Here is a 20,675-nt window from a genome sequence, read left to right as displayed (position 1 = left end):
CGCGTCAAGGCGCCCCGCGTCACGCCGCCCGCCGCCCGTCCGGCGGCCCCGAGCGACGACGGCGCGGACGGGACGGCGGCCTCGTCCACGCGATCCCCGCGCGTGCGGAAGCGGACCCGGGTGCAGCGTCCGGCCGGAGCCACCGCGGTCGACGCCGGTCCGGACGCCACGACGTCCGACGACGAGCAGGGGCCGTCGGTCCCCGCGACGGTCGATGCGTCGGCGGAGGGCGCCGGATCCGTCGCCGCGACGACCGAGCGCGACGACGCCGTCGCGGAGCTGCGGGGGATCCTCGACGCCGCCGAGCAGGAGCACGCCGCACGTGCCGGAGGCGAGGAGCCGCACGACGACGCCGCCGACGACGCCTCGGCCGACGACGACGTGCCCGTCGTGGCGGACGTGCTCGTCGTGGACGAGGCCGTCGGAACCGCGGACGCCCTCCCCGGCGATGCTCCATCCGGGGACGCGGCAGCCGCCGACGACGGCGCCGACGAGGGCGCTGAGGCCGTCGCGGAGCCCGGTGATGGCGTGCAGCACGACGACGCCCGGGCCCCGTCGGGGTCCGACACCGGCGCGGCGGACGCGGCTCCCGATGACGCGACTGCGTCCGGCGAGGCGACCGCGGCCGGCGAGGTGACCGCGACCGACGACGTGACCGCGACCGACGAAATGACCGTGGCAGTGAACGACGACGTGACCGCGACCGACGATGCGACCACGTCCGAGGCGGAACCGACGGCAGGGGAGCAGGGCGGACCCGAGACGGAGCCCGCCGACGGGAGCGCCGCCGCTGCGGATCCCGCGCCGGAGCCCCCGCGCGTCGTCACCGTCCGCACCGACAGCCTCACCGCGCCGCGATCGCCGCGGGCCGGCCTCGCGCGGGTGGACGAGACGGCGCTCACGCCCTCCGTCCGCGGCGACCGGGCCGCCGCCCCCGAGCTGGGCGACGAGGTCCTCGTCATCCAGGGGCTCACCAAGCGCTTCGACGAGAAGGTGGCCGTGGACGAGGTCGCGCTCACCGTCCGCGCGGGCTCCTTCTACGGCATCGTCGGGCCGAACGGTGCGGGCAAGACCACGACCATGTCGATGGTCACGGGACTCCTGCGCCCCGACGCCGGAACGGTCTCCGTCAACGGCATCGACGTCTGGCGGGAGCCGCTCACGGCCAAGCGCAGCATCGGCGTCCTCCCCGACCGGCTGCGCCTCTTCGACCGCCTGACGGGCGCGCAGCTCCTGCACTACTCGGGGGCGCTCCGCGGGCTCGACGCGGCGGAGATCCGCGACCGCTCGGCCGACCTCGTCGCCGCCTTCGGGCTGGAGGACGCCGTCGGGCGTCTGGTCACCGACTACTCGGCCGGCATGGCCAAGAAGGTCGCGCTGGCCTGCGCGATGATCCACTCGCCGCGCCTGCTCGTGCTCGACGAGCCGTTCGAGTCGGTCGACCCCGTGTCGGCGGCGAACATCGTGGAGATCCTGCAGGACTACGTGGCGCACGGCGGCACGGTGGTGCTCTCCAGCCACGGCATGGACTTCATCCAGCGCATCTGCGACCACGTCGCGATCATCGTCAACGGACGCGTGCTCGCCGCCGGCACCATGGACGAGGTCCGTGCCGGGCGCACGCTCGAGGAGCGCTTCGTGGCGCTGGCCGGCGGTCGACGCACGGCGGAGGGGTTCTCGTGGTTGCACTCGTTCTCCGACTGAGGCTCGCCCTCCTCGCCAACGCGTTCCGCCGGAGCCCGTGGCAGGTGCTCGGGCTCGTCGTCGCCGCCGTGTACGGGGTCCTGGTCACGGTGCTCGCGATCGGCGCCCTGGCGGGCCTCCGCGACGCGGACGTCGCCTCCGCGCGCGACATCGTCGTCGCCGGGGGAGCGCTCGTGGTCCTCGGGGCGCTCGTGGTGCCGCTCGTGCTCGGTTCCGACGACGCCCTGGATCCCCGAAGATTCGCGCCCTACGGACTCGAGCCGCGTCCCCTGGCCCTGGCTCTGGGCGTCGCCGCGCTCGTGAGCGCTCCCGGCGCGGCCCTCGTGGTGGTCGCGCTGACCACCGTCGTGACGTGGGCCCGCGATCCCGCGACCGCCCTGGTGGCGATCCTCGCCGCCGCGGCCGCCGTCGTGACCTGCGTGCTCGTCGCGCGGCTGAGCACGGTCGCCGCATCGGTGCTGCTCAGCACGCGCCGCGCGCGGGAGGCGACGGGCCTCGTCGCGGGGCTGGTCGCCGTGCTCCTCGTCCCCGTGGTCGTCGCCCTCGCGCAGGCCGACCTCCTCGACGACGGCCTCCGGCCGGTCCGGGGTCTCCTGGGCGTGCTCGCCTGGACCCCGATCGGGGCCGCGTGGGCCGCTCCCGCCGCCGCCGTCGCGGGCGACGCCGGCGGGGCGCTCGGCATGCTCCTCGTCGCGCTCGCCTCCGCGGCGCTCCTCGCGCTCCTCTGGACGCGGGCCGTCCCGTGGTCCCTCACGGCACCGGATCGGGCGCGCGGCGGCCGGACGCAGACCGGCCTCGGCTGGTTCGGCCGCTTCGGCGCATCGCCGGCGGGGGCCGTGGCCGCGCGCAGCATCACCTACTGGGTCCGCGACCCCCGCTATCGCGCGACCCTCGTCCTCATCCCCGTGCTGCCGCTGGTCCTGCTCGTCCCGCTCGTGATCGTGGACGTCGACGCCCACGTGCTCGCGCTCGTCCCGCTGCCGGTCATGGCGCTGTTCCTCGGCTGGAGCGTCCACAACGACACGGCCCACGACCACACCGCGGTGTGGCTGCACGTGGTGTCGGGGATCCGCGGCACGGCGGACCGCATCGGGCGCCTCGTGCCGGTGCTCGCCATCGGCGTGCCGCTGGTCGCGATCGGAGCGCCGCTCAGCGCCCTCGGCTTCGGCGACCCGGCGGTGCTGCCGTCGGTCGTCGGCGTCAGCGGCGGCGTGCTGCTCGTCGGGGTCGGGCTGGCGTCGCTGTTCTCGGCGCGCTTCCCCTATCCGGCCTCCCGGCCCGGGGACAGCCCGTTCCACGCGCCGCAGACGGTCGGCGCCGGCGCGTCGACCGTGCCGACGCTGACCTTCATCGCCACGGTCGTGCTGGCGCTGCCCTCCGTGTGGCTCGGCTGGCTCGGGCTCGTGCACGGCGGCGCCTACCCGACGTGGTCGCTCGTCGTGGGCCTCGGGCTCGGTGTCCTCGCGCTCGTCGTGGGGGTGGTCGGCGGCGGTCGCGTCTTCGAGCGCCGCGGTCCCGAGCTGCTGGCCTTCGCGCAGCGCCACTGAGCCCGGGCAGCGCGGCTGAGCCGGAGCAGCGCCGCTGAGCCCGGTCCGCGGCACGGGCGTGCCTCCGCCCGGGTCGCGGTGGGCGGGGAAAAGTACACTGGGACGATGGTCATCCTCAGCATCGAACAGTTCCCCGGGAGCCCCACGCAGGGCGGCGGAACCGACACCCTCGACCGCGAGCTCGAGGAGCTCCTCGAGCAGGAGACGATCGAGCCCGGCGATCACGAGCGGTTCTCGCACTACGTGAAGAAGGACAAGATCCTCGAGTCCGCCCTCAGCGGCAAGCCCGTCAAGGCGCTCTGCGGCAAGAAGTGGCTGCCCGGCCGCGACCCCGAGAAGTTCCCCGTGTGCCCGGACTGCAAGCGCATCTACGAGGGCATGAAGCCCGAGTAGACCCGGATCGACCCCCGCGGCATCAGGCGGGCGCGCCCTCCTCGGTGGGGATGGCCGGGTCGCCGGCTCGCAGCCGGAACGCCTGCGCCGGCAGGTCCCGCACGACGCTCGCGTGGTGCGCGCGGGCCGCGGCGGTGCCCTCCGCCCCGAGCCAGCGGGGGTCCGGCTCGCCATCCTCGACGAGCGTGACCAGGAGGTCGCGGTCGCCCGGCCGCGGATCCGGGTGCGGCCCCACCGTGACGAGCTCGGCCGTCGCGATGCCCTCCGCGTCATGCCGCCGGAGCGCGCCCTTGAGGCCGCCGCGGCTCTGCTTGCCGGTGGAGCGCTTGGCGACGGCGACCCACTCGCCACGCCCGCGGGCCTCGCGGTGGGCGACGAGCTTGAAGACCATCCCGGCGGCGGGGGCGCCGGAGCCGGTGACGAGCGACGTGCCGACGCCGTACGAGTCGACGGGGGAGGCGGCCAGGCCCGCGATGCCGTGCTCGTCGAGGTCGTTGGTGACGGTGATCCGCGTGCCCGTGGCGCCCAGCGCGTCGAGCTGCGCGCGCACCTCGCCCACGAGCACGGGCAGGTCGCCGGAGTCGAGTCGCACGGCGCCGAGGCCCGTGCCCGCGACGCGGACCGCGGTCTCGACGCCCTGGCGCACGTCGTACGTGTCGACGAGGAGGGTGGTCCCCGACCCGAGCGCCTCGACCTGCGCGCGGAAGGCCTGCTCCTCGGTGTCGTGCAGGAGCGTGAAGGAGTGGGCGGCCGTCCCCATCGTCGGGACGCCCCACGTGCGGCCGGCCTCGAGGTTGGAGGTGGCGCTGAAGCCCGCGATGAAGGCGGCGCGCGCGGCCGCGACGGCCGAGCGCTCGCCCGTGCGGCGCGATCCCATCTCCGCGAGGGGACGTCCGCCAGCCACCTGGACCATGCGCGCGGCCGCGCTCGCGACCGCCGAGTCGTAGTTGAGGACGCTGAGCACGAGGGTCTCGAGGATCACCCCGTCGGCGAAGGGCGCCTCGACGGTGAGCAGCGGCGATCCGGGGAAGTGGATCTCGCCCTCCCGGTAGCCGGTGATGCGGCCGCGGAACCGGTAGTCGGCGAGCCAGGCCAGCGCCTCCTCGCCGACGACGCGCTCGGAGCGCAGGTACTCGAGCTCCGCGTCGCCGAAGCGGAAGTCGCGGATCAGCTCGAGCAGACGGCCGGTGCCGGCGACGACGCCGAAGCGACGGCCGCTCGGCAGGCGGCGGGCGAAGCACTCGAAGACGCACTCGCGGTCGTGGGTCCCCGCCTTCAGCGCTGCGTCGAGCATCGTGAGCTCGTACCGGTCGGTGAGGAGGGAGGTCGCCTGGTGCACGCCCCCAGCCTAGGGCGGCGCCCTCGCGGCCGGCCCGTCGCGGTGGCGCGTCGGGGTGGTCGCGCCGCGGTGGCGCGTCGCCCGGAGGCGGGCCGGTCGGCCGGGCGCACGCGCCGCGCCGGTGTCGGGGGTCCGGCCTAGGGTCGCAGCATGCAGCGCACCCGATGGATCCTGGCCGACCAGCTGGGCGAGCACTTCGACGACGGCGGGCCCATGCTGCTCATCGAGTCGCGGGGGCTGCTGGCCCGGCGCCCGTACCACCGGGCGAAGGCGCACCTCATCCTCTCGGGCATCCGGCACCGCGCCCGGGCCCTCGGCGACCGGGTCGAGTTCCACCAGGTGGAGCACTACCGCGACGTGGTCACGGGTCGCGACGACCTCGAGGTGGTCGACCCCACCTCGCGCGGGCTCCGTCGGCTCGTGGCGGAGATCGGGGCCGAGGTGCTGCCGAGCCGCGGCTTCGTCACGAGCGAGCAGGAGTTCGCCGAGTGGACGGCGGGCCGCACGTCGAACCGGCTGGTGATGGAGGACTTCTACCGCTGGTCGCGCGCCCGCACGGGCATCCTCATGGACGGCGACGACCCGGTCGGCGGCCGCTGGAACTACGACCACGACAACCGCGAGCGGCCGCCGAAGGGCGCGACGAGCCTCGGCCTGCCGGAGCCCTGGTGGCCCGAGGAGGACGACATCGACGCCGAGGTGCGAGCCGACCTCGACCGGTGGGAGCACGAGGGGCTGATGCGGTTCGTCGGCGAGGACGGCCCGCGCAGGTTCGCCGTCACGCCGGAGGAGGGGCGCCTGGCCCTCGAGGACTTCGTCACGACCCGGCTCAACGACTTCGGCCCCTTCGAGGACGCCTCCCTCGCGGGCGACTGGACCATGGCGCACTCGTTGCTGAGCGCCACCATGAACATGGGCGTGCTGGATCCGGCGGACGTCATCGAGCGCATCGTCGCCGAGCACGCCGCGGGCCGCGCGCCCATCCGGAGCGTGGAGGGCGTCGTCCGGCAGATCATGGGCTGGCGCGACTACGTGTGGCACCTCTACTGGGCCTTCGAGCACGACTACACGTCGCAGAACCGGCTCGACGCGCATCGGGGCGTGCCCACCGCGCTGCTCGAGCTCGACGCGTCGGGCATCGAGGCCGCGTGCCTCGCCCACGTGGTCGACAAGGTCCGCACGCACGGGTGGGCGCACCACATCGAGCGGCTGATGATCCTCGGCAACCTCGCGCTCCAACGCGGCTACGACCCCGCGGCCATGAACGACTGGTTCATCGACTCGTTCGTCGACGGCACCCCGTGGGTCATGCCCGCGAACGTGGTGGGCATGGCGCTGCACGCCGACGGCGGCCGCATGGCGACGAAGCCGTACGCGGGAGGCGGCGCCTACATCGACCGGATGACCGACCACTGCGGAGGCTGCCCGTTCGACCCCAAGGTGCGCGTCGGGCCCACGGCGTGCCCGTACACCGCGGGCTACTGGTGGTTCCTCGATCGCAACCAGGGCCGCTTCCGCGGCAACGCGCGCATGGCCCAGCCGCTCGCGGGTCTGAAGCGGCTGACCGACCTGCCGGAGCTGGTCGCCCAAGAGGACGCGCGGCGGTCCATGTGAGCGGCGGGTCGCCCGGGCCCGTCCTGCCGCCGGTCGGCGTGCGGCCCGCCGGTAGGCTGGCGGGATGAGCGACGCGCCGATCGGGATCTTCGACTCCGGCGTCGGCGGCCTCACCGTCGCCCGCGCCGTGACGACGCTCCTCCCGCGCGAGTCCATCGTCTACATCGGCGACACCGCCCACACGCCCTACGGCGACAAGCCCATCGCCGACGTCCGCCGGTACGCCCTCGCGGTGCTCGACGACCTCGTCGAGCGCGGCGTGAAGCTCCTCGTCATCGCCTGCAACACCGCGTCCGCCGCCATGCTGCGGGACGCGCGCGAGCGGTACGACATCCCGGTCGTCGAGGTGATCCAGCCGGCCGTCCGCACGGCCGTGAGCGTCACCCGCAACCACCGCGTGGGCGTCATCGCCACGCACGCCACGGTCACGAGCCGCGCCTACGACGACGCCTTCGCGGCGGCGCCGCACCTCGCGCTCACGTCCGCCGAGGCACCGCGGTTCGTGGAGTTCGTCGAGCGCGGCGAGACCTCCGGCCCCGAGCTCATGGCCGCCGCGGAGGAGTACCTCGCGCCGCTGAAGGCCGCGGGCGTCGACACGCTCGTCCTCGGCTGCACGCACTACCCGTTCCTCGAGGGGGCGATCTCGCTGCTCATGGGCCCCGAGGTGACGCTCGTCTCGAGCGACACCGAGACCGCCAAGGACGTCTACCGCGAGCTGGTGTCCGCGGGCCTCGAGCGCCGCTCCGACACGCCCCCGGTGATCCGCTACGAGGCCACCGGCGGCAGCGCGTCCGACTTCGAGACGCTCGCGCACCGGATGCTCGGCACGGGCGTCACGCACGTCGAGCTCGTCGAGACCGGCGCCATCCAGCTTCCCCGCCCGCCCCGTCCGCACGCGGTGACGCGTCCGGCCGACGACGGCACCCCCACCCCCGACACGAGCCGAGGCCGCACATGACCGACGACACCCCCCGCCACGACGGCCGCACCGCCGACCAGCTGCGCGAGATCACCATCGAGCGGAACTGGAGCGAGCAGGCCGAGGGATCCGCCCTCATCTCCTTCGGGCGCACCCGCGTCCTCTGCACCGCCTCCTTCACCAACCGCGTGCCGCGCTGGAAGGCCGGCAGCGGCCAGGGCTGGGTCACCGCCGAGTACGCGATGCTGCCGCGCGCCACCAACGAGCGCATGGACCGCGAGGCCGTCAAGGGCAAGGTCGGCGGCCGCACGCACGAGATCTCGCGCCTCATCGGCCGCAGCCTCCGCGCCGTCGTCGACATGAAGGCGCTCGGCGAGAACACGATCGTCATCGACTGCGACGTCCTCCAGGCCGACGGCGGCACCCGCACGGCGGCGATCACCGGCGCGTACGTCGCCCTCGCCGACGCGCTCGAGTGGGGCCGCGAGCGCAAGTTCATCGGGCAGAAGGCCACCCCGCTGAAGGACAGCGTCGCCGCGGTCTCCGTCGGCATCGTCGACGGGAAGCCGCTGCTCGACCTCGCCTACGTCGAGGACGTGCGCGCCGAGACCGACATGAACGTCGTGATGACCGGCAGCGGCTCGTTCGTCGAGGTCCAGGGCACGGCCGAGGGCGCGCCCTTCGACCGCGCCGAGCTCGACGCCCTCCTCGACCTCGCGCTCGGCGGAGGCACCACGCTCACCGCCCTGCAGGCGCAGGCGCTCGGGCGCTGAGGATCCCGCCCGTGATCCCGCTCGTCCTCGCCACCCACAACGCCCACAAGGTCGAGGAGCTGCGCCGGATCCTCGGGGCGCGCCTCGACGGCATCGACCTCGTCGCCTACGACGGCCCGGAGCCCGTGGAGGACGGCACGACCTTCGAGGAGAACGCGCTCATCAAGGCCCGCGCCGCCGCGCTCCACACGGGCCGGGCAGCGCTAGCGGACGACTCCGGCATCGGCGTCGACATCCTGGGCGGGTCGCCCGGCATCTTCTCGGCGCGCTGGGCCGGCCCCGCGCGCGACAGCCGCGCCAACCTCGAGCTGCTCCTCTGGCAGCTCGGCGACGTGCCGGACGCCCATCGCGCCGGGCGCTTCACGTGCGCGGCCGCCCTCGTGGTGCCGACGGCCGACGGCCTCGTCGAGCGCACGGCCGTCGGCGTGTGGGAGGGGTCCGTGCTCCGCGAGGTCGCGGGCGAGGGCGGGTTCGGCTACGACCCGGTCTTCCGTCCGGCCACCGGCGGCGCGAGCGCTGCGGCCCTGAGCGCGGACGAGAAGAACCGCGTCAGCCACCGCGCGCTCGCGTTCGACGCCATCATGCCGGTGGTGCGGCGGGAGCTCCTCGGCGAGGACTGAGGCGCTCTCCCGGAGCTGCTGAGAGCGGGAGTCGTTCCCGACTGCGGTGCCGGCTGGTTCCGCATGGCCGCGGGCCCGTACGGTGGACGCATGGCCCCCGGACCGCACGACCACGGCGCGGCCACCACCGACCGTCGTCGCCTCGTCGTCGCCCTCGGGATCACCGCCCTCGTGCTCGTGGTCGAGGTGGTCGGCGCGCTCGTCTCGGGGTCCCTGGCCCTCCTCGCGGACGCGGGCCACATGACGAGCGACCTCCTCGGCCTCGGCATCGCGCTGGTCGCCACGATCGTCGCCGCCCGACCCGCGACCGACCGGCACACCTTCGGCTTCCAGCGCGGCGAGGTGCTCGGCGCGCTCGTCAACGGCCTGATCCTGGCGGTCGTCGCGGTCTATGTGGCCGTGCAGGGCGTCCAGCGGCTGCTCGCGCCGGAGGGCCCCGAGATCGACCCGGGCGTGATGCTGGCGGCCGCGGCGCTGGGCCTCGTCGCCAACGTCGCCGCGCTCCTCGTGCTGCGCGGGGGAGCGGAGCGCTCGATCAACCTGCGCGGCGCGTACCTCGAGGTGCTCGGCGACGCGTTCGGCTCCGTCGCGACCATCGTCGCCGGGCTCGTCATCGCGCTCACGGGCTTCGGCCGCGCCGACGCGATCGCGTCCCTCGTCATCGCCGCGCTCATCGTCCCGCGCGCCGTGGTGCTGCTGCGGGACGTGCTGCGGGTGCTCGCCGAGTCGACGCCCGTGGGCACCGAGCCCGAGCGGATCCGCGCCCACCTGCTCGAGACCCCCGGCGTCACGGCGGTGCACGACGTGCACGTGTGGGCCATCACCTCGGGTTCGCCCGTCTTCACCGCCCACGTCGTCGTCGAGCAGGAGGTGTTCCGCGAGGGCAGGACGGGCGAGCTGCTCGACCGGCTCGCCAGCTGCCTCGACGACCACTTCGACGTGGAGCACAGCACGTTCCAGCTGGAGCCGGCGGAGCACGCGGGGCACGAGCACCGCCACCACGTCTGACGCGGGCGGTCGCGGCCGCGCGTGCGCCGGCAGCCGCCCCTCAGCCCGGCGGATCCGCCGTCGGGGAGCGCCTCAGCGCCGGGGATCGTTCGTGGCGTCCTGGTCGAAGCTCTCGGGCGCCAGCGCGAGGTCCTCGCCGTCGTGCGCGACGCCGGCCGCCTCCTCGTCGCGCGCGTGCTTGCGGGCGCGGAGGAAGTGGATCAGGGTGGGCACCGCGGTGACGACGACCGCGCCGAGCAGCACGTAGTCGATGTAGTGCGTGACGAAGTCGCGGATGGGCGGGAAGCCGTTGAGCAGGTGTCCGAGGTAGGTGAGCCCGGCGCCCCAGATGATGGCGCCGATGGCGTTGTAGAAGGAGTACTTGCGGTAGTCCATGTGGCCGACGCCCGCGGCGATGGGCGCGAACGTGCGGATGATCGGCACGAAGCGCGCCGCGATGACCGCGAGTCCGCCGAACCGGGCGAAGAACGCGTTCGTGCGCACCACGTTCTGTCGGCTGAAGATGCCGGAGTCCTTGCGCTCGAAGACCCGGGGGCCCGCCTTGTGGCCGATGAGGTACCCGACCTCTCCGCCCGCGAACGCCGAGAACGCGATGGCGAGGCAGATCCACCAGATGTCGATGCCCGTGATGCCGGGGAGCGTGAGGCCCGCGATGACCAGCAGCGTGTCGCCTGGGAAGAGGAAGCCGAAGAGCAGGCCGGTCTCGGCGAAGATGATGAGGCAGATCCCGACGAGGGCGAATCCCCCGAACGACTCGATGAGGGTCGTCGAGTCGAGGAAGTCGAAGAGCTGGGGATGCACGTGTGGGGCTCCAGTCGTGGTGGGCCGCGACGACGGGATCGATCGACCGGCGGCAGAGCCCAGGATAACGGGAGCCGCCGCGAGCGCGCCGAGTTCCCGTCACCCCCCGGTCGAGGGGCGCCGCGTCCTCAGCTGCCGAGCTCGGCGTGCCCGAACAGGCCGGGCACGCCGCCGGAGTGCCAGAGCACGACGCGGTCGTCCGGACCGATGGAACCGGCGCGCACCGCCTGGACCAGCCCGGCGGCAGCCCGCGCGGTGTAGGTGGGGTCGAGGAGGATCCCGGTGGTCCGGGCGACGAGGGTCAGCGCGGCGCGCGCGTCCTCGGTGAGGTGCGCGTACCCGGGGCCGACGCGGCCCGCGTCGATGCGGAGCCGGTCGGCGGAGATGCCCGTGCCGCGCTCCGCGAGGAACCCCGCGACCACGTCGCGCGGCTCGGCGACGGCCCCGCAGTGCACGCCGAGGACGCGCTCGGGGCCGAGGGCCTCGACGAGGCCGGCCATGGTCCCGCCGGAGCCGAGCGCGACCACCACGTGGTCGACCTCGCCGACCTGCGCCGTCAGCTCGCGGCCCGCGTCGACGAAGCCCTGCACGGAGTGCGCGTCGGATCCGCCGAACGCCACCCGGTGGACGCGCGCGCCCGCCGACTCGAGCGCCGCTACGACGGACCCGGCGCGCGTCTCGGCGCTCTCGTCCCCCGACCAGACGATCCGCGCCCCGTACAGCGCGTCGAGCAGCACGTTGCCGCGCTCCGCGACCGCGTGCCCCTCGAGCACGAGCACGACGTCGAGCCCGAGGGCGGCGCCGGCCGCGGCCGTCATGCGCGCGTGGTTGCTCTGCGCGGCGCCCGTGGTGACGACGGTGTCCGCCCCGCGTGCGACCGCGCGCCCGAGTGAGCGCTCGAGCTTCCTGGCCTTGTTGCCGCCGCCGCCCCAGCCGATGAGGTCGTCCCGCTTCATCAGCAGCCGGTCGGGCCGGAGCCCGACGGCCTCGGCGAGCCGCGGCACGGGGTGCACGGGCGTCGGTTCGGTCCAGAGGCGGAGGCGGTCGTCCACGGGTGCTCCTCGTCGCGGGTCGGAGCGTCGCGGCGGCACGGATCCGCTCCCCGTCGATCGTGGGCGGGCGGGCCGCGTCCTCGTGCGGGAGAAGGGACTTGAACCCTCACGCTCGAAAGCACAGGAACCTAAATCCTGCGTGTCTACCGATTCCACCACTCCCGCGGGTGCCCGACCAGCTTAGGACGCCCCCTAATATGTTGATCGTGACAACGAAGACACTGGTAGCAGGCATCGACTCCTCCACGCAGAGCTGCAAGGTGGTCGTCCGCGACCTCGAATCGGGCGCCCTCGTGCGCTCCGGCCGCGCGTCCCACCCCGACGGCTCGGAGGTGGATCCCGCCCGCTGGTGGGACGCCCTCCTCGCCGCGATCGCCGATGCGGGCGGACTCGACGACGTCGCCGCCGTCTCCGTCGGCGGCCAGCAGCACGGCATGGTCTGCCTCGACGAGGCCGGCGCCGTCGTCCGCGACGCGCTCCTCTGGAACGACACGCGATCCGCCCAGGCCGCCGCCGACCTCCGCGACGAGCTCGGCGCCGAGGCCTGGGCGAGCGCCCTGGGCGTCGTCCCCGTCGCGTCCTTCACCGCCACCAAGCTCCGCTGGCTGCGCGACGCCGAGCCCGAGAACGCGGCCCGCGTCGCGGCCGTCGCCCTCCCGCACGACTGGCTGACCTGGCGTCTCCTCGGCCACGGCGTCGGATCCCCGGACCTCGCCGCCCTCTCCACCGACCGTTCCGACGCGAGCGGCACCGCGTACTGGTCGAGCGTCACGGGGGAGTACCGCCTCGACCTGCTGGAGCGCGCGCTCGGCCGCGTCGTCGGCCTGCCGCGCGTGCTCGGCCCCGGCGAGTCCGCCGGCGTCACGGGTGGCGGCATCCCCGGCGTCCCGGCCGACATCCCCGTCGGCCCCGGCGCGGGCGACAACGCGGCCGCCGCGCTCGGCCTCGGCGCGGTGCCGGGCGACGTCGTCGTCTCCATCGGCACGTCCGGCACGGTGTTCGCCGTCACGGCGGATCCCATCACCGACGCGTCCGGCACGGTCGCGGGCTTCGCGGACGCCACGGGCAACTTCCTCCCGCTCATCGCGACCCTCAACGCGGCCCGCGTGCTCGACGGCGGCGCGCGCCTCCTCGGCGTCGACCACGCGAGGCTGTCGGACCTCGCGCTCGAGGCCCCCGCGGGATCCGACGGCCTCGTGCTCCTGCCCTACTTCGAGGGCGAGCGCACCCCGAACCTCCCCGACGCGACGGCGTCGCTGCACGGCATGACCCTCCGCAACTCGACGCCGGCGACCATGGCCCGCGCGCACGTCGAGGGCATGCTGTGCGGCCTGGCCGACGGCCTCGACGCGATCACGCGCCAGGGCGTCGAGGTGGAGCGCGTGCTCCTCATCGGCGGCGGGGCGAAGAGCCGTGCGGTGCGGGAGATCGCGCCGACGATCTTCGGCGTCCCGATCCACGTGCCGGACGCCGGCGAGTTCGTCGCCGACGGCGCCGCGAAGCAGGCCGCGTGGATCCTCACGGGCAGCGTCCCCGAGTGGCCCCTCGCGGGCGACGAGGTCTTCGACGCGCCGGGCGTGCCCGCGGTGCGCCAGGCGTACGCGGCGGCGAAGGCGGAGCTGGGGTACTGAGGCCGGTCGTGCCGTAGCGGCGCGACCTGTGGACGGCCCGTGCGGGATCGGGTCCTGATCAGCATCCTGTGCGGGTGCAGACGCGGACGCCCCTCGACATCATCTCCGGACGCGTGCGGGAGCGCCTGCGCGACGAGGCTGCTCCCGACGCCGCGGGCACGGCGGCCGTGGTGCGCGAGGAGGTTCGGCGCTTCGCGGAGCAGGCGCTCGGATCCGATGTGCGCCTCCTCGACGACGAGTCCGCGACCGAGCGCGAGGTGCTGGCGCGCATCACGGGCTTCGGCGCCCTGCAGCCGCTGCTCGATGACGACACGATCGAGGAGATCTGGATCAACGCGCCCACGCGCGTGTTCGTGGCCCGCTCGGGCGTCCCGGAGCTGACCTCGCTCGTCCTCTCAGACGCGGAGGTGCGCGACCTCGTCGAGCGGATGCTGCAGTCCTCCGGCCGCCGCGTCGACCTCTCCACGCCGTTCGTCGACGCGTCCCTGCCCGACGGGTCGCGCCTGCACGTGGTCATCCCGGACGTCACGCGCCGACACTGGGCGGTGAACATCCGCAAGTTCTCCCGGCGGATCCGGGACCTCGACCACCTCGTGGCGCTCGGCAGCCTGCCGCTGCAGGCCGCGGAGTTCCTGCGCATGAGCGTGCGGGCCGGGCTGTCCATCGTCGTGAGCGGGGCCACCCACACCGGCAAGACCACCATGATCGATGCGCTGCTGTCCGCCGCCCGCGCCTCCGACCGCATCGTCACGGTCGAGGAGACGTTCGAGCTCGATCCCGCGGGTCGGGACGTCGTGGCCATGCAGTGCCGGCAGCCGAGCCTCGAGGGCTCGGGCGAGATCACGCTCCGGCGCCTCATCAAGGAGGCGCTGCGGATGCGGCCCGACCGGCTCGTCGTCGGCGAGGTGCGCGAGGCCGAGTGCCTCGACCTCCTCATCGCGCTGAACTCGGGCGTTCCGGGCATGTGCTCCCTCCACGCCAACAGCGCGCGCGAGGCGCTCGTGAAGATGTGCACGCTGCCGCTGCTCGCCGGCCGCAACATCGACTCGGCGTTCGTGGTGCCCACGGTCGCGAGCTCGGTCGACCTCGTCGTGCACCTCGAGGTGCGGCCCTCGGGTGCCCGCCGCGTGGTCGAGATCCTCGCGCCCGGCGGCCGCCATACCGGCATGGTCATCGAGGCCAGCTCGGTCTTCGCGCTGGATGACGGCGTGCTCACCGCGACGGGCGGCCAGCCGGCCCACCTCGCCAAGTACCACGCCGCGGGGCTCGATCCGCTCCGCGTGCTGGTGGGGGCGCCGTGAGGATCGCGCTCGGCCTCGCCCTCGGCGCCGGCCTGGTGCTCATGCTCGCCCCGCGGCTGTGGCCCGGGACGCCCGAGGCATCGGGAGGGCGCAGAGGAGCGGCGGATGCGGTGCACGACCGCCTGACCCACGCGGGCCTCGCGAAGGTCTCCGTCAGCTCCTTCCTCGCGATCTCCGCGCTCGTCGGCCTCGCGGCCGGTGTGCTGGTGGAGGCGCTGCTGCGCGTGGACGGCGCCGCCGTCGCGGCGGGGGTCGCGGGCACCGCCCTCCCGTGGATCGCGGTGGGCGCGCGGTCGGCGTCGCGTCGCCGGGCGTACCGCGCCGTCTGGCCCGACGTCGTCGACCACCTCGTGAGCGCGGTGCGCGCCGGCATGGGCCTGCCGGACGCGGTCGCCTCGCTCGCTGAGGCCGGGCCGGCCGTGCTGCGACCGGCCTTCCGCGCGTTCGCCGCCGACAACCGCACCACGGGCAGCTTCGCCGTCGCCCTCGACGAGCTCAAGGCGCGCCTCGCGGATCCCACGGCCGACCGGATCCTCGAGACCCTCCGCATGGCCCGCGAGGTCGGCGGCACCGAGCTGCCCGACGTGCTCCGCGGGCTCGCACGCTTCCTGCGGGAGGAGGCCGCCATCCGCAGCGAGGCGGAGGCTCGCCAGTCGTGGGTCGTCAACGCGGCGAAGCTGGGCGTCGCCGCGCCGTGGATCATCCTGGCGCTCCTCTCCACCCGCTCGGAAGCGGTCGCCGCCTACGACACGCCCACCGGCACGGTCGTCATCGTGATCGGGCTCGCCGTGTCCGCTGTGGCCTACCGGGTGATGCTCGCCCTCGGCCGCCTCCCCGAGGACCGGAGGTGGTTCGCGTGACGGGCGTCGAGTCCTGGGGCGCCGTGCTCGGGCTCGTCGCCGGCCTCGGCCTCTGGACCATGCTCGGAGCGGTGCCGAGGCTGCGTCGGGCGCGCCTGCTCGACCGCGTGGCGCCGCATGTGCTCGACGTCTCCGACGGGGCGCGCCGCCACCTCGCGCTCACCACCGTCCATCCGCTCCCGGTCCTCGGCACCCTCGGCGCCCCCGCGGTCGTGCCCCTGCGCCGCGGGCTCTCGCGCGTGCTCGGCGGCACGGAGCGCATCGAGCGGCTCCTGTCGCAGTCGGGATCTGCGGACGACGTGGAGCGGCACCGCTCTCGGCAGCTGGTCGGCCTCGTCCTGGGCGCCGCCCTCGGCGCCCTCTCCTCGGCCGTGATCGCAGGCGCCGCCCTCCTCGCAGGATCGCTCCCGCAGGCGCAGCTGGTGGTCGTCCCCGTCGTGGGCGGCATCACGGGGCTCGTGCTCTGCGACTCGGCGCTCGAGCGGCGCGCAAAGCGGCGCCTGGCCCGCATCTCGGCCGAGCTGCCGACGGTGCTGGAGTTCCTCGCGCTCAGCCTCGCCGCGGGGGAGGGCCTGCTCGATGCCCTCCGCCGCGTCGCGCGCGTGGGCTCCGGCGAGCTGGCCGCCGAGCTCGGACGCGTGGTCGGCGACGTGGGCACGGGCATCCCCGTCGCGCGCGCCTTCGACGACCTCGCGCGTCGGCTGGCGCTCCCGGCGGTGTCGCGCCTGGTCGACCAGCTCGCGGGCTCGCTCGAGCGGGGCACGCCGCTCGCGGAGGTGCTCCGCGCGCAGGCGCAGGACGCGCGGGAGGTCGCCAAGCGCGAGCTCCTCGAGAGCGCCGGCCGCAAGGAGGTGGGGATGCTCGTGCCCCTGGTGTTCCTGATCCTCCCGCTCACCATCGTCTTCGCCCTCTTCCCGGGCGTCTTCGTGCTGCAGCTCGGGCTGTAGCGCGCCACCACCATCACCGAACGAGAGGCACGACATGACCCGTCCACCCGCAGGCATCGACACGACCACGGCACCCGGCGTCGGCCTGGACGACGACCGGGGCGACGTGCCGGGCTGGGTGCTCATCACCCTGATGACCGCCGGGCTCGTCATCATCCTCTGGGGCGTCGCCGGCCCCCTGCTCCAGAACGTCTTCACCCAGGCCATCGACCGGGTCACGTCCTTCTGATGCGCGACGACCGCGGCTCGGCTCCGGCCGAGTTCGTCATGGTCGGCGCGCTGCTGGTCGTCCTCGCCCTGTCGGTCGTGCAGCTCGCCCTCGCGCTGCACGTGCGCACGACCGTGCTCGATGCTGCCGCCGAGGGAGCGCGGGTCGCGGCGCTCGCCGGCTCGACGCGCGGGCAGGGGGTCGAGCGCACGCACGACCTCATCGCGGCGGCCGTCGGCGAGCGGTACGCGGGGGACGTGACCGCGGCGACCGGCACCGTGCTCGGCCACCCGGTCGTCAGCGTCACCGTGCGCACCACGCTCCCGCTGCTCGGCCTCCTCGGCGTCGACCGCGGGCTGGAGGTGACGGGGCATGCGGCCGTGGAGCGCCTGGACTGACGACCGCGGGTCGGCCGCGCTCGAGTTCATCACCGCCGGCGTGCTGCTGCTCGTGCCGCTCGTCTACCTGGTGCTCGCCCTGTCGGCGATCCAGGGCGCGGCGCTCGCCACCGAGGGGGCCGCGCGGCAGGCGGTCCGCGTGTACGTCCGCGCCGCCGACGACGCCGCCGGGCGCCGGGAGGCGGAGGCCGCCGTCGAGGTCGCCCTCGCCGACCAGGGCGTGCCGCCCACGGGCATCGTCCTCGACATCACCTGCACGCCGGATCCGCGCGCATGCCACGTCCCGCGCTCCCTCGTGCACGTCTCCGTGCGCGTCTCCGCCGGGCTGCCGCTCGCTCCGCCGGCCCTGGGGCCCGACACGCCGGGAGCCGTGGTCGTCGCCGGCGCGGCCGACGAGCGCGTCTCCGTCTTCGCGCGGAGCGCGCCGTGATCCGGCGCATCCGCGACGGCCGGGCACCCGGGCTGCTCGGCGCGGGCGCGAGGGACGACGACGGGTCGATCCTCCTGCTCGTGATCGCGGCGTGCGCCCTCGGGCTCGCCGTGATCCTCATGGTCTCGGCGGCGTCCTCCCTCTACCTCGAGCGCGTCCGGCTCTCCGACCTCGCGGACGCCGCCGCGCTCGCCGGCGCCGAGTCCTTCGACGTCGACGGCCCCGTCGATCCGGGAGCCCTCGGCGCCGACTCCGGCGGTGCGCCGCATCCGGTGCTGACGGACGCGGGGGTGGCCGACACCGTCACGCGGTTCCTCGCCGAGGAGCCGACGGCCGGCCTGCACGACCTGCGGGTCGACGGCGCCACCTCGCCCGACGGCCGCAGCGCTCGCGTCACCCTGTCGAGCACGTGGATCCCGCCGGTCGCCTCGCTGCTCGTGCCGGACGGCATCCGCATCGACGTGACGAGCACGGCCCGCGGCGTGCTCGTGGGCCCGGGCGCGGCGACGCCGGGACCCGTGGGAGGGGGCTGAGCGGTCTCCGGCGCCCAGGCGGCCCGGGCGACGCCGCGCGGTGGTACTGATCAGGCTGGCTCGCCGCCACGGCGGTCCGCCCGAGCCCTGTCAGCACGCGGGCCGCGGCTTCCGCGGGACGTACCTGGGCACGTACCGCACGAGGATCCCGGCGCCGATGAGCCCGAGCACCCCCATCACGCCGCTGGCGACGGCGAGCGACGCGGCACCCGTGAGCGCGGCGATGAGGAGCGGGGACGCGGCGCTGCCGGCGTCGCCCGTGAAACGCCAGGCGCCGAGGAAGGGGGCCGGGTCCTCCTTCGGGGCGAGGTCGGCGCCGAGGGTCATGAGGATCCCCGAGCCGATCCCGTTCGCGACCGACATGAACATGGCGACGCCGATGAACCACTGCACGCTCGTCGGCAGGTCGGGGGTGAGCGCGAGCACGAGGTAGCCGGCGCCGAGGCCGACCATCGACGGCACGGCGCTCCAGAGGCGGCCGAAGCGGTCCATGATCTGGCCGCTCGCGTAGAAGAGCGCGAAGTCCACGCCGCCCGCGATGCCGATGATGAGCGCCGTGTTCGTGTCCGAGATGCCGATGCTCACGGCCCACAGGGGGAGGAGCACGCCGCGGCCCGCGCGCATCGCGCCGATGAGTGCGGCGCCCGAGCCGAGCTTCACGAGCACGCCCTTGAACCGCCACAGCGTCCGCGCGAGACCGTCCGACGTCCGTGCCGGGGGAGCGGCGCCCGCGACGGACTCGTCGGCCTGCGGCTCGCCGGCCGACGCGGGCGCGGCGCTCTGCAGGTCGGCCGCGCGGTTGCGGCGCACGACGTCCATGGGGTCGGGCAGCACGAGCAGCGTCACGGCGGCCGCGAGGCACGCGACGATGTGGATCGCGAACGCCGACTGCGACGCCCCCGTCAGGTGGATCACGCCGGCGGCGAGGAACGGCCCCACGAAGTACCCGGCGCGGAACGTGCCGCCGAGCGTCGACAGCGCGCGGGCGCGGAACGCCTGCGGCACGAAGCTCGTCATGAACGCGTGCCGGGCGAGCGCGAAGACCGCGGTCGAGACGCCGATGAGGAAGACGCCCACCCCGAGCACGAGCGGGTTCGGCGCGAGGAGGCACAGCACCAGGCCGCCGATGGAGACGAAGGCGGCACCGATCATCGCGGTCCGCTCGCCGATGCGGCTCACCACGGATCCGCTCGGGATGTCGCCCACGAGCTCGCCGAGCATGATCATGCCGCCGATGAACGCGGCGATGCCGAGCGAGGCGCCGAGGCTGCCCGCGACGATCGGGATGATGGGGATGACGGCGCCCTCGCCGATGGAGAAGAGGAGCGCGGGGAGCAGCGCCGGGAGCGCCACCGCGCGGAGGGAGAAGGGGGTCTCGGGGCTGGACATCGCCCCCGAGCCTACGCGCGGGCGGCCGGGGTCCCCGCCGGGCCTGCCGGTAGGCTGGGCGGCACCATGATCGACCAGGACTTCTCTTCGCGGATCACAGAATTGCGCGACACCTACTCCAACATCCGCTCGGTCGTCGGCGTCGAGCGCCTGCAGCAGGAGGTCGAGGAGCTGAGCGCCCAGGCGGGCGAGCCGGACCTCTGGGACGACACCGAGAAGGCGCAGAAGGTCACGAGCGACCTGAGCCACCGCCAGTCGGAGCTGAAGCGCATCGACGAGCTGCAGCGCCGCCTCGACGACCTCGACGTGCTGGTCGAGATGGCCAAGGACGACGAGGAGTCCGCCGAGGAGGCGGTCGTGGAGCTCGCCGGCATCACCAAGATCATGGACGAGCTCGAGGTGCAGACGCTCCTCAACGGCGAGTTCGACCCGCGCCCCGCCGTGGTCACGATCCGCGCGGGCGCCGGCGGCGTCGACGCGGCCGACTTCGCCGAGATGCTCATGCGCATGTACCTGCGCTGGGCCGAGCAGCACGACTACTCCGCCACCGTGCTCGACACGTCCTACGCGGAGGAGGCGGGCATCAAGTCCGCCACGTTCGAGATCGACGCGCCCTACGCGTTCGGCACGCTCTCGGTCGAGGCCGGCACGCACCGCCTGGTGCGGATGAGCCCCTTCAACTCCGCGGGCAAGCGCCAGACGTCGTTCGCCGCCGTCGAGGTCGTGCCGCTCATCGAGCAGACCGAGTCGGTCGAGATCCCCGAGAACGACATGCGGGTCGACGTCTTCCGCTCCTCCGGCCCCGGCGGCCAGTCCGTCAACACGACCGACTCGGCGGTGCGCATCACCCACCTGCCGACCGGCATCGTCGTCACCTGCCAGAACGAGAAGAGCCAGATCCAGAACCGCGCCGCCGCCCTCCGGGTGCTGCAGTCGCGCCTGCTCCTCGTGCAGCGCGAGCAGGAGGCGGCCACCAAGAAGGAGCTCGCCGGCAACATCACGGCGAGCTGGGGCGACCAGATGCGCAGCTACGTGCTCGCGCCGTACCAGATGGTCAAGGACCTCCGCACGGAGCACGAGGTCAACAACCCGTCGAACGTGTTCGACGGCGACCTCGACGGCTTCATCTCCGCGGGCATCCGCTGGCGGAAGTCGCCCGACCGCGCCTGAGAGAGTCCGGGGGACCGCCCGCCGCGGTGAGTCGATGC

21 protein-coding genes and 1 tRNA gene are annotated in these 20,675 nt (G+C 74.5%); 17 read left to right on the top strand and 5 right to left on the bottom strand.

The features are described 5' to 3' along the window. The 3 genes from PED38_RS15910 to PED38_RS07100 form a co-directional block, all read left to right on the top strand. On the top strand, nt 1–1,704 hold a 1,704-nt coding region (locus tag PED38_RS15910), incomplete at its 5' end, for an ABC transporter ATP-binding protein (protein ID WP_442870653.1). After that, nucleotides 1,680–3,251: an ABC transporter permease gene (locus tag PED38_RS07105; protein WP_270980528.1), complete on the top strand. Its 1,572-nt coding sequence runs from the start codon at nt 1,680–1,682 to the stop codon at nt 3,249–3,251. The genes PED38_RS15910 and PED38_RS07105, both read left to right, overlap by 25 nt. A gap of 105 nt (nt 3,252–3,356) precedes the next feature. Continuing rightward, nucleotides 3,357–3,644, top strand: a complete 288-nt coding sequence (locus PED38_RS07100) for a DUF3039 domain-containing protein (RefSeq protein ID WP_270980525.1) — start codon at nt 3,357–3,359, stop codon at nt 3,642–3,644. A gap of 22 nt (nt 3,645–3,666) precedes the next feature. Here PED38_RS07100 and PED38_RS07095 read toward each other — a convergent pair whose 3' ends face one another. Next, nucleotides 3,667–4,983, bottom strand: a complete 1,317-nt coding sequence (locus PED38_RS07095) for a nicotinate phosphoribosyltransferase (RefSeq protein ID WP_270980523.1) — start codon at nt 4,981–4,983, stop codon at nt 3,667–3,669. A gap of 150 nt (nt 4,984–5,133) precedes the next feature. Between PED38_RS07095 and PED38_RS07090 the strand changes: the two genes are divergently transcribed. The 5 genes from PED38_RS07090 to PED38_RS07070 all read left to right on the top strand — a co-directional run bounded on the left by PED38_RS07090 (nt 5,134) and on the right by PED38_RS07070 (nt 9,917). Next, entirely contained in the window at nt 5,134–6,597 is a 1,464-nt protein-coding gene (locus PED38_RS07090; RefSeq protein WP_063070098.1) for a cryptochrome/photolyase family protein, read from the top strand. Nucleotides 6,598–6,661: 64 nt separating this feature from the next. Then, entirely contained in the window at nt 6,662–7,555 is an 894-nt protein-coding gene (gene murI, locus PED38_RS07085; RefSeq protein WP_270980522.1) for a glutamate racemase, read from the top strand. After that, nucleotides 7,552–8,289 (top strand): ribonuclease PH, encoded by a 738-nt coding sequence (gene rph, locus PED38_RS07080; RefSeq protein WP_063070100.1) that lies wholly within the window; start codon nt 7,552–7,554, stop codon nt 8,287–8,289. Before murI ends, rph begins: the two co-directional genes overlap by 4 nt. 11 nt (nt 8,290–8,300) lie before the next feature. Continuing rightward, on the top strand, nt 8,301–8,909 hold the full coding sequence (locus PED38_RS07075; RefSeq protein WP_270980520.1) for a non-canonical purine NTP pyrophosphatase: 609 nt from the start codon (nt 8,301–8,303) through the stop codon (nt 8,907–8,909). A gap of 90 nt (nt 8,910–8,999) precedes the next feature. Further along, nucleotides 9,000–9,917, top strand: a complete 918-nt coding sequence (locus PED38_RS07070; RefSeq protein WP_063070102.1) for a cation diffusion facilitator family transporter — start codon at nt 9,000–9,002, stop codon at nt 9,915–9,917. Nucleotides 9,918–9,989: 72 nt separating this feature from the next. On the opposite strand, the gene PED38_RS07065 is transcribed toward PED38_RS07070, so the two are convergent. The 3 genes from PED38_RS07065 to PED38_RS07055 all read right to left on the bottom strand — a co-directional run bounded on the left by PED38_RS07065 (nt 9,990) and on the right by PED38_RS07055 (nt 11,935). Further along, entirely contained in the window at nt 9,990–10,718 is a 729-nt protein-coding gene (locus tag PED38_RS07065) for a DedA family protein (RefSeq protein ID WP_063070103.1), read from the bottom strand. A 128-nt stretch (nt 10,719–10,846) separates the two neighbouring features. Next, nucleotides 10,847–11,770, bottom strand: coding sequence for a pyridoxal-phosphate dependent enzyme (locus PED38_RS07060; protein ID WP_270980519.1), 924 nt, complete (start codon nt 11,768–11,770; stop codon nt 10,847–10,849). Between the two features lie 83 nt (nt 11,771–11,853). Then, a tRNA-Leu gene (locus PED38_RS07055) sits at nt 11,854–11,935 on the bottom strand. A gap of 32 nt (nt 11,936–11,967) precedes the next feature. Between PED38_RS07055 and xylB the strand changes: the two genes are divergently transcribed. The 8 genes from xylB (at nt 11,968) to PED38_RS07015 (ending at nt 18,078) form a co-directional block, all read left to right on the top strand. Then, complete coding sequence (gene xylB / locus PED38_RS07050) at nt 11,968–13,401, top strand: xylulokinase (RefSeq protein ID WP_270980518.1); 1,434 nt, start codon at nt 11,968–11,970, stop codon at nt 13,399–13,401. A 68-nt stretch (nt 13,402–13,469) separates the two neighbouring features. Next, a complete protein-coding gene (locus PED38_RS07045; protein ID WP_063070106.1) occupies nt 13,470–14,702 on the top strand; it encodes a CpaF family protein in 1,233 nt (410 codons plus the stop codon). Then, entirely contained in the window at nt 14,699–15,562 is an 864-nt protein-coding gene (locus PED38_RS07040; RefSeq protein WP_063070107.1) for a type II secretion system F family protein, read from the top strand. Before PED38_RS07045 ends, PED38_RS07040 begins: the two co-directional genes overlap by 4 nt. Next, on the top strand, nt 15,559–16,509 hold the full coding sequence (locus PED38_RS07035; RefSeq protein WP_063070108.1) for a type II secretion system F family protein: 951 nt from the start codon (nt 15,559–15,561) through the stop codon (nt 16,507–16,509). Before PED38_RS07040 ends, PED38_RS07035 begins: the two co-directional genes overlap by 4 nt. Before the next feature lie 34 nt (nt 16,510–16,543). Beyond that, entirely contained in the window at nt 16,544–16,738 is a 195-nt protein-coding gene (locus PED38_RS07030; protein ID WP_063070109.1) for a hypothetical protein, read from the top strand. After that, nucleotides 16,738–17,115, top strand: a complete 378-nt coding sequence (locus tag PED38_RS07025; protein ID WP_063070110.1) for a TadE/TadG family type IV pilus assembly protein — start codon at nt 16,738–16,740, stop codon at nt 17,113–17,115. Before PED38_RS07030 ends, PED38_RS07025 begins: the two co-directional genes overlap by 1 nt. Further along, a complete protein-coding gene (locus tag PED38_RS07020; RefSeq protein WP_063070111.1) occupies nt 17,090–17,545 on the top strand; it encodes a hypothetical protein in 456 nt (151 codons plus the stop codon). The genes PED38_RS07025 and PED38_RS07020 overlap by 26 nt, the downstream gene beginning before the upstream one ends. After that, the gene (locus PED38_RS07015) at nt 17,542–18,078 is read left to right on the top strand and encodes a pilus assembly protein TadG-related protein (RefSeq protein ID WP_270980513.1); all 537 of its coding nucleotides are present in this window, start codon (nt 17,542–17,544) and stop codon (nt 18,076–18,078) included. The genes PED38_RS07020 and PED38_RS07015 overlap by 4 nt, the downstream gene beginning before the upstream one ends. 90 nt (nt 18,079–18,168) lie before the next feature. Here the strand turns inward: PED38_RS07015 and PED38_RS07010 are convergent, their stop codons facing one another. Beyond that, the gene (locus PED38_RS07010) at nt 18,169–19,467 is read right to left on the bottom strand and encodes an MFS transporter (protein WP_270980511.1); all 1,299 of its coding nucleotides are present in this window, start codon (nt 19,465–19,467) and stop codon (nt 18,169–18,171) included. Nucleotides 19,468–19,533: 66 nt separating this feature from the next. Here PED38_RS07010 and prfB point away from each other — a divergent pair, with 66 nt between their 5' ends. Further along, a complete protein-coding gene (gene prfB, locus PED38_RS07005) occupies nt 19,534–20,637 on the top strand; it encodes a peptide chain release factor 2 (protein ID WP_063070114.1) in 1,104 nt (367 codons plus the stop codon). The last annotated feature ends 38 nt before the right edge of the window (nt 20,638–20,675 follow it).

Source organism: Clavibacter sp. CT19 (assembly GCF_027858075.1).
In the GTDB taxonomy this organism is placed as follows: domain Bacteria; phylum Actinomycetota; class Actinomycetes; order Actinomycetales; family Microbacteriaceae; genus Clavibacter; species Clavibacter tessellarius_A.
Note: the sequence above shows the minus strand (reverse complement) of the source record. Positions and strands in the feature narration are given on the sequence as shown.